This is a genomic window from Hydrocoleum sp. CS-953 (assembly GCF_002260545.1).
GTDB lineage: Bacteria > Cyanobacteriota > Cyanobacteriia > Cyanobacteriales > Microcoleaceae > Trichodesmium.
Genome location: NZ_LGSU01001219.1, coordinates 1 through 8,109 on the forward strand (window position 1 = coordinate 1; position 8,109 = coordinate 8,109).

General features: G+C 35.4%; 8 protein-coding genes and 1 pseudogene. 7 read left to right on the forward strand and 2 right to left on the reverse strand.

The genetic code is table 11. The annotated features are described in order from the left end of the window. Positions 1–30 precede the first annotated feature (30 nt). The 7 genes from AFK68_RS45855 to AFK68_RS20445 all read left to right on the forward strand — a co-directional run. A partial coding sequence (locus AFK68_RS45855) for a class I SAM-dependent methyltransferase (RefSeq protein WP_371357474.1) occupies positions 31–1,187 on the forward strand: 1,157 nt, incomplete at its 3' end. A 413-nt stretch (positions 1,188–1,600) separates the two neighbouring features. Continuing rightward, positions 1,601–1,927 (forward strand): glycosyltransferase, encoded by a 327-nt coding sequence (locus AFK68_RS45860; RefSeq protein WP_371357476.1) that lies wholly within the window; start codon positions 1,601–1,603, stop codon positions 1,925–1,927. Positions 1,928–2,168: 241 nt separating this feature from the next. Further along, positions 2,169–2,351: a hypothetical protein gene (locus tag AFK68_RS20425; protein WP_094674604.1), complete on the forward strand. Its 183-nt coding sequence runs from the start codon at positions 2,169–2,171 to the stop codon at positions 2,349–2,351. 256 nt (positions 2,352–2,607) lie between these two features. Next, positions 2,608–3,549 (forward strand): hypothetical protein, encoded by a 942-nt coding sequence (locus AFK68_RS20430; RefSeq protein WP_094674606.1) that lies wholly within the window; start codon positions 2,608–2,610, stop codon positions 3,547–3,549. Between the two features lie 1,030 nt (positions 3,550–4,579). Beyond that, positions 4,580–4,996 carry a hypothetical protein gene (locus AFK68_RS20435; protein WP_094674608.1) on the forward strand — a complete coding sequence of 139 codons (417 nt, stop codon included), beginning with the start codon at positions 4,580–4,582 and terminating at the stop codon, positions 4,994–4,996. Positions 4,997–5,012: 16 nt separating this feature from the next. Beyond that, on the forward strand, positions 5,013–5,381 hold the full coding sequence (locus tag AFK68_RS20440; RefSeq protein ID WP_094674610.1) for a hypothetical protein: 369 nt from the start codon (positions 5,013–5,015) through the stop codon (positions 5,379–5,381). 110 nt (positions 5,382–5,491) lie between these two features. Then, the gene (locus AFK68_RS20445; RefSeq protein ID WP_094674612.1) at positions 5,492–5,824 is read left to right on the forward strand and encodes a hypothetical protein; all 333 of its coding nucleotides are present in this window, start codon (positions 5,492–5,494) and stop codon (positions 5,822–5,824) included. A 220-nt stretch (positions 5,825–6,044) separates the two neighbouring features. Here AFK68_RS20445 and AFK68_RS45865 read toward each other — a convergent pair. Beyond that, a partial coding sequence (locus tag AFK68_RS45865) for a WD40 repeat domain-containing protein (protein WP_371357475.1) occupies positions 6,045–7,176 on the reverse strand: 1,132 nt, incomplete at its 5' end. Position 7,177: 1 nt separating this feature from the next. Further along, a pseudogene (locus AFK68_RS45870) lies at positions 7,178–7,706 on the reverse strand (WD40 repeat domain-containing protein); the annotation flags it as partial. Between the last annotated feature and the right edge of the window lie 403 nt (positions 7,707–8,109).

Here is an 8,109-nt window from a genome sequence, read left to right on the forward strand (position 1 = left end):
GATACTGATAACTGATAACTGATAACTGAAATGACTCCAGCTAAATTTTATTTTTCCGAAACTTCTGTTCATCAAGAATTACTCAATTTTATTCCTGCTGATGCTAAAGTTATTTTAGAGTTAGGTTGTGGTAATGGTACAATAGCTTCTCAATATAAACAAATTAATCCTCATTGTCATTATATTGGGATTGAATCTAATCCAGAGTTTGCTAAAAATGCTGCTGCAAAAGTAGATAGAATTTTAGTGGGAAATATCCAAGAAAATCTTTCTACTTTAAATATCTCTCCAAAAACGGTAGACTGTCTGATTTTTGGTTTAAATTTAATGGGTATGTCTAACCCAACTGAATTTTTGAAATATTGTCAAACTTGGTTAAAAAATGATGCTCAAGTTTTGGCAATAATCGCAAATGTACAGCATTGGCGCAGAATTATTAATTTGCTCAAAGGTAATTGGGAAATTTCGGAAATAATTCGACATTGGTTTAGTCTAGAAAGTCTCAAGTCATGTTTTGCTACAGCAGGTTTACAAATATATGAAGTACAAACTCGTGGAGAAAAGGGAGAGGAGTTTGAAAAGTTTCTCCAACTTACCCAACCTCTGGTTGATGCTTTGGGTTTAGATGGAAAGAAGTTTGCTACTCAGACTGCTGCTGAATATTTCATTGTACGCGCCACCAACTCTCTGATCTCTCCCCGGAGGTTGTTAATTCAAACAATAATTATGGACCCGAAAGTTTGTGGTACTGTTAGAGTTTGGGAACCTGATCGGTTTAGCTCTACTATTCCTGGGGTCAGAACTATTTCTACTGTTAAGACTGCTGATTTGAATGTGGGGTTGCCTCAAGAGGAAAAGGTGTTTATTTGGCAACGCACAATTTTAAATTATCCTTCTGATTTCTATAAACTTAGGTCTTTGCTGGAAAAGAATTATCTGATAGTGGCTGAAATTGATGATAATCCTTTACGTCGTCCTGAATATGCTGAAAATAATTTTCTTAGTTATCGTGGCTGTCACTGTGTTCAGACTTCTACTGAGTCTCTAGCTAAATTTTTACGCCAATATAACTCTAACGTTATAGTTTTTGAGAATCAGTTATCCAGTATACTACCCCTATCTGAGCACATATTTCCCCACACTAATTATCTTAGCATATTTTTCGGAGCTGTCAATAGGCAAGCAGANTGAAAATAATTTTCTTAGTTATCGTGGCTGTCACTGTGTTCAGACTTCTACTGAGTCTCTAGCTAAATTTTTACGCCAATATAACTCTAACGTTATAGTTTTTGAGAATCAGTTATCCAGTATACTACCCCTATCTGAGCACATATTTCCCCACACTAATTATCTTAGCATATTTTTCGGAGCTGTCAATAGGCAAGCAGACTGGAAAGAGATTATGCCAATAATTAATCAAATTTTGTCAGATTATCAGGATAAAATTAGGGTCAAGGTAATCCATGATGAGTTGTTTTTTGAAAGTTTAAATACAGCGAATAAAGAATTTTATCCATTTTGTGGTTATGATAAGTATTTGGAGATTCTTGGTAGTTGTGATATTGGTTTATTACCTCTAAATGATAATCAAATTAATCAAATGAAATCTGACTTAAAGTTTGTTGAATGTGCAGGTTATGGAGTGGCTGTCCTTGCTAGTTCAACAGTTTACCAAAATTCAATTGTTGATGGTGAAACAGGTTTAATTTATTATTCTCTGTCAGATTTTGCTAGAAAATTTAGACAACTTATAATTGATAAAAATCTCCGGCAAAAAATAGTAAGTAACGCTTATAATTGGGTAAAAAATAATCGTTTATTTTGTCAATATTATCGTCAGCGTCGAGATTGGTATTTGCAAATGCTAGATGAATTACCACGTTTAAATGAAGAGTTAAAAAATCGTGTTCCTGAACTGTTTTTTTAAGGTAAGAAAGAAGAAAGAAGGAAGAAGGAAGAAGGAAGAAGGAAGAAGGAAGAAGGAAGAAGGAAGGCTTAAATTTCCTATAGAAATTAACGCTTAGTTTTACACAAACTATACCAAGCACAAATATTTCTAAACTCTCTTCCCTCCTAACTCCTAAATTATTAATTATCCATTATCCATTATCAAATGCGAATATTATTTACAGATGAATTACCAAGTTTAAATGAAGAGTTAAAAAATCGTGTTCCAGAACTGTTTTCTTAAGGTAAGAAAGAAGGAAGAAGGAAGAAGGAAGAAGGAAGAAGGAAGAAGGAAGAAGGAAGAAGGAAGAAGGAAGAAGGAAGAAGGAAGAAGGAAGAAGGAAGAAGGAAGAAGGAAGAAGGAAGAAGAAAGAAGAAAGAAGGAAGGCTTAAATTTCCTATAGATATTAATGTTTAGGTTGACACAAAAGATACCAGTAGGAATGATACAGCGCTTCCCGTTATTATAAGGTACACCCCGAAGCGTACTACATGATTTTCACCATTCACCTTGTACATCATTTGCCCGAAATATGGTGTATCATCTTCAGCTAGAGCGGAAATCTTTCTAAACTATGTTCTTTCCTGAATCCTAACTCCTAACTCCTAAATTATCAATTATCCATTATTAATTATTAATTATTAATTATCCATTATCAAATGCGAATATTATTTACAATTGCTCATTTCTTTAACCCTGAAGGTAGCGGACAACATGGTTCTTTACGGAAAGACCCACAAACAAGGCGTATAGCTTTAACTACCTGTTTAACTTCATTAAAAGCCTTATATGGTAAATCTCAGTATATAATTGATATTGGCAAACATGAAGCTATTCCTGCCAATCAAGGTAACAGTTACGATATTGATATTATTGTTTGTACAACTAAAGGTTTTCACCTATTATCTCAGATTCCTTTGTCATCAGATTTTCTGATGCACCACAACACTAATGTGGAACCTATGTTATTAGGATTTGAATGTCAAGCGGTACTAAAATCATGTCTAGGAAAATATGATTATTATTGTTATTTAGAAGATGATTTAGTTCTACACGATCCTTGGTTCTTTGTCAAATTAAAATGGTTTAATCACCATACAGGAAATGGTAATTTACTACAACCTAATCGTTATGAACTTTCACCTTTGGGGGCTGTACCAAAAGCTTATGTAGATGGAAATTTAAAACCAGAAATAACAGCTAAATTTCAAAATATTCGAGAGAAACCTCAGCTTAAGGGAAAAATTATGGAAAAATTAATTACTTTTCATAGAACTCTTAACCCCCATTCTGGTTGTTATTTTCTCAATGCTGAACAGATGGCAGAATGGGCTAGTAAACCTTATTTTTTGGATAGAGATACAAGTTTTATTGGTCCGTTAGAAAGTGCTGCGACTTTGGGAGTTATGCAGACTTTTAGGGTTTATAAACCTGCTGCTGCTGATGCTAGTTTCTTGGAAATTCAGCATTTTGGTACTACGTTTTTAAGTTTAATTGGTAATCAAATAGAACTTTTGGAAAGACAAGTTCAGGGTAAGGAAAAAAATCAGACTGAAGCTAAAAATCAAGTCAAGGAAGAAGTAAAAACAGAAACTAATTAGGTAATTAGGATCTGCTGAATAAGTATTTTGGGGAGGGTTCAACAANTGCTGATGCTAGTTTCTTGGAAATTCAGCATTTTGGTACTACGTTTTTAAGTTTAATTGGTAATCAAATAGAACTTTTGGAAAGACAAGTTCAGGGTAAGGAAAAAAATCAGACTGAAGCTAAAAATCAAGTCAAGGAAGAAGTAAAAACAGAAACTAATTAGGTAATTAGGATCTGCTGAATAAGTATTTTGGGGAGGGTTCAACAATTAATCAGGAGTCAGGAGTCAGAATAAATAGCTTCGATGCCATTTCTTAGTTAATAAATTATCTTATTAGTCAAACGGATATCTCCTGTAAAGTCTTTTCATCCCACTTATTATTCGTAACATTCTTTTTTCAAAGTGGTATTATACCATTTCTCAAAAATATTGCTATGTCTGATTGGGTGGGGAAGTGTGGGGAATATGGGAGGTGGGAGGAGAGGAAAAGTAGTGATAATAATTACTGACTAACTCATAATTGTCAACAACATACTTTGAATCTTGCTAACTACTTGACTGTTGAAGTATAGCTGTAACGGCTTGCAAACAAAAATGCCTCGGCTCGCAAACAAGGCAATTTTCAGCTCACATTAACTGCAAATAAAAACACCCTTCAGCTCACATTATCTGCAAATCAGCTCAAATTATTTGCAAATAAGCTCGCAAACAAGATTTTCGGCTCACATTAACTGCAAATAGCTTGTAACCTTGACACAGAAAGTATTATAGTCTTTTGGCTTAAATCCTTGGCCATATAATGTCTAATTAAGTGCCTTTTTGATAGTAAAACGACGTTTTATCCCTAATTGCTGTTAGCATTTATGGTAAGCTATCATCTTCGAATTTAGATATATCAAGGTGCGTATGGTTGTAGTATTTTGATACTTGCAAAAAAAAAATTAAGATAAATATAGTTAAGTAAAATTACTTATCAAAATGTATGTATTTGAAATTCTTGATTATAAGATAATAGTATATACGGATACAAAAAGGAGTTAGCTATGGTTAGCAGTAAAACTCTTAGTGAAAAAGTATCAGTCTTAGTAGGGGTTAAAAAGATTCCATCTAAGTTCTTGTTAATTAATGCCATACTACTTGGCATCCTTATTAACTTAAAGCCTGTTAATGCTCAAACAGATTTTCAAGTCCAAAATCTGAAGAATAGACTTGAAAATTTAGCATATAACTATAAACTAGCAACGTCCCCTTACGAAGGAATAGGTTATCGTTCTCAGGCTATTATGCTCCTCACAGAAATAGATATAATGACTCTCAAGAATCCTATATATTGTCAATTTGCTAGAGATTCTCAGAATTATGCAAAATCCCATGCTCTCATAGATATGTACACCAATAGCCACACATCTACTTCGGCTGAGTGTGTTGCAAAGGGTTTCTTACCAATGGAGTTTAAATAGGGGGGAGTAATTTATTATGGCAACCTTGAAAGAAGATATAAAAATTTATAGGGATGAACTCTACACGAAGGGGGATATCAAGGCTGGACTTGCAATAATTGCTGAAGCATTGGGGTATGCGACTGTGATGGGTGTAGCTCTCTATGCTATAGGCACAGTCAGTGCAGCAATTCCTTTTGCAGGTATACCTTTTGCTCGACAGCTTTTTGCTAGCGCCTCGAAGCAACTTTTTTTTGGCTTACATAGGGTATATACAGAAGCGGACTCAGATAAGAGGAAACTAATTCGTGTCGCAGTAAAATGTATAACTGGGCAGCTAGACGTTGGCTTACTAGATGTTCTTGGGGCAACAGAATCAATGGCATTGTCAGATTATAAAGATTAAGTGAAATCTGTGGAAAATTTGAAACCTTTTGGGTTTTGGTAAATTAAGCTATGAAACCTAAATTTTGCCAAGTATAAAATGCTTTGAAATTAATAGTTAGGAGAACAGCCATGGCAAGTAACGAAGAATCTCAGAAAGAAAAAAACCTAGTTGACGCTTATCGAAAAGCTCATGCCATAGCAGGATTAACTGCTATAGGTGCTACCGGGATAGGTCTTGGTGCTGGCAAGATAGCAGACGAAGCTGGTAAGGTCGAGGCATTTGAAGCTAGTCAAAGGTTTGATGAGCTTCACGATTGTGTAAGCAATTTGGACATTGAAGGAGCGCATGAAGCTCTTAATCCTAATAATATTGAGGAAACGGCAGAGATAATAAAAGATGTTGGACACGGAGTACAAGAGTTTGCCGAGCAAATTGTTGATGTTATAAGAGACTTCTTCTAAACTCTCAGACCCAAAACCGTCCCCATCAGAATCTAATTGGTGAGGGTCTGGGTTGTCGTCGCCGACATCTACCTGGACTTTAGGAAAAAACGGGTTAAAAATAAGGTCAAACCTTTATACAGTAATATTTTTACCTTAAATCAAACGTTTTCTTGATATATCTAGGTTTCAGGTGGAACGGTAAACTTTTTTTACCTACCACCTGACTCCAAAACTTAATCTACTCCAACCAACCACCCCAAGGACTAACTTCAAGTACACCTGTTGGTGTCATTATTACCCGGAATACTCCAAAAGACTTTTTCTGACTCGTAACTTCAGAATTAGCGCTACTTAACAATTTCGGTAAAGGTGTTTGTTGAATATAATCTCTAGCAGGTTGATTCATCGGTTCTAAACTGACAATGACACCATCAACATCAACTCTCATCTGAAACAGTAAATCCTCATACCAAGTAGGAGTTTGTTGCCAACTTTGGTCAATTTTGTCATATAACTTTTGGTTTAACTCCTCTAACCTAGCTGTATCACTAATTTCTGAGATTGCAACTATATCTGCTTCTTTCTTAACAACAGAAGTGGGAACTATCTCAGTAACCTCTGCTTCTTTCTTGACAACCGATGGAAGAGCAACATTCTCTGAAATGTGTTTCCTATTCAAGCTAGATACAGGCCACAATTTAATAGTACCATCAGCACTACCACTAGCAAGAGTTTGACCATTGGGGTTAAACTTTAAAGACCAAACAGCTTTAGAATGATCTGTAAACGTTTTCAGTAACTTTTCTGTTCCTACCTCCCACAGATGAATTTTTCTGTCGTAACTACTACTAGCAAGAGTTTTGCTATCAGGACTAAAAGCAACAGATAAAACTGCTTTGTCATGTCCTTCTAAAGTCGATAAAAGTTGACCTTTTTCTATTTGCCATAACCTAACTTTTTGGTCTTGACTCCCACTAGCAAGCATTTTGCCATCAGGACTAAAAGCGATCGCCCAAATTGTGTTTTTATGTGCTGCAAAGGAGTGGAGTTTTTTACCTGTATTCAATTGCCAGGTTTTGATTTGACCTTTTTTACAGGCGCTAGCAAGCATTTTGCCATCAGGACTAAAAGCTAGAGCAGTTATAGGTTCTGGATGTTGAATGCTCATCTTAACAGAGCCAGTTTTGAGATTCCATAGCTTAATCACACCATCATAACTACCACTTGCCAAAGTCTGACCATCAGCACTCATTGCTATAGCTTTCACATCATCGGTATGACCTTCAAGAGTCTGGATGAGGGTTCCATTTGTAAGATCCCAAAGTTTAATGCGGTTATCCCAACTACCACTAGCAAGAATTTTGCCATCCNTCATCTTAACAGAGCCAGTTTTGAGATTCCATAGCTTAATCACACCATCATAACTACCACTTGCCAAAGTCTGACCATCAGCACTCATTGCTATAGCTTTCACATCATCGGTATGACCTTCAAGAGTCTGGATGAGGGTTCCATTTGTAAGATCCCAAAGTTTAATGCGGTTATCCCAACTACCACTAGCAAGAATTTTGCCATCCTGACTCATAACAAGAGATTCGATCGCATCTGCATGAGCATTTATAGTACGAAGTAATTTACCGTTAGTTAAATTCCAAACTTTAATTTTACCATCATAGCTACTGCTTGCTAGAGTTTTGCCGTCAGCACTGATGGCAACTGCATATACCCATGCTTGATGTCCGGAAAGAGTCAGGGAAGGTAAAGTTTTTTGTTCTGATGTCCGAATATAGTTATTAGTTGATGTTGATAGCGATCGCCACGACCATATTCCGCTAATAGTTGCTAAAGTCGCTGCTGCTATAACTGTAGAATATTTCCAATGTTTAGGTTGAGCGAGCATAAATTTTAATCCTGTTATTAATTATTAGTTATTAGAAAAATTTCAGATGACTTTTTACTCTTAATTTAATTTGCACCCTTTAGTTTTTACTAATCAAAAAAATCAGATTACTGTTTACCAAAAAATTAAGGGATAAAGCCTCTCCATTCATGGATAGGACTTACGCAGTACAATGTATTTTCGTCATTGCGTTTAGCGACAGCTTTGCGATAGCAACCCATAGGGTTTGCGGAGCAGTCCGGAACGGATAGCAATCTCAAATCCTAGTTTTTCCTACCTTATGTGTAAGTCCTGATGGAGAAAAAAGAAACAAAATTCCTTGAGTGCTAATCCTTGTATTACAGAAGAGGTAATTATTAATTATTAATTATTAATTGTTAATTATTAATTGTTAATTATTAAT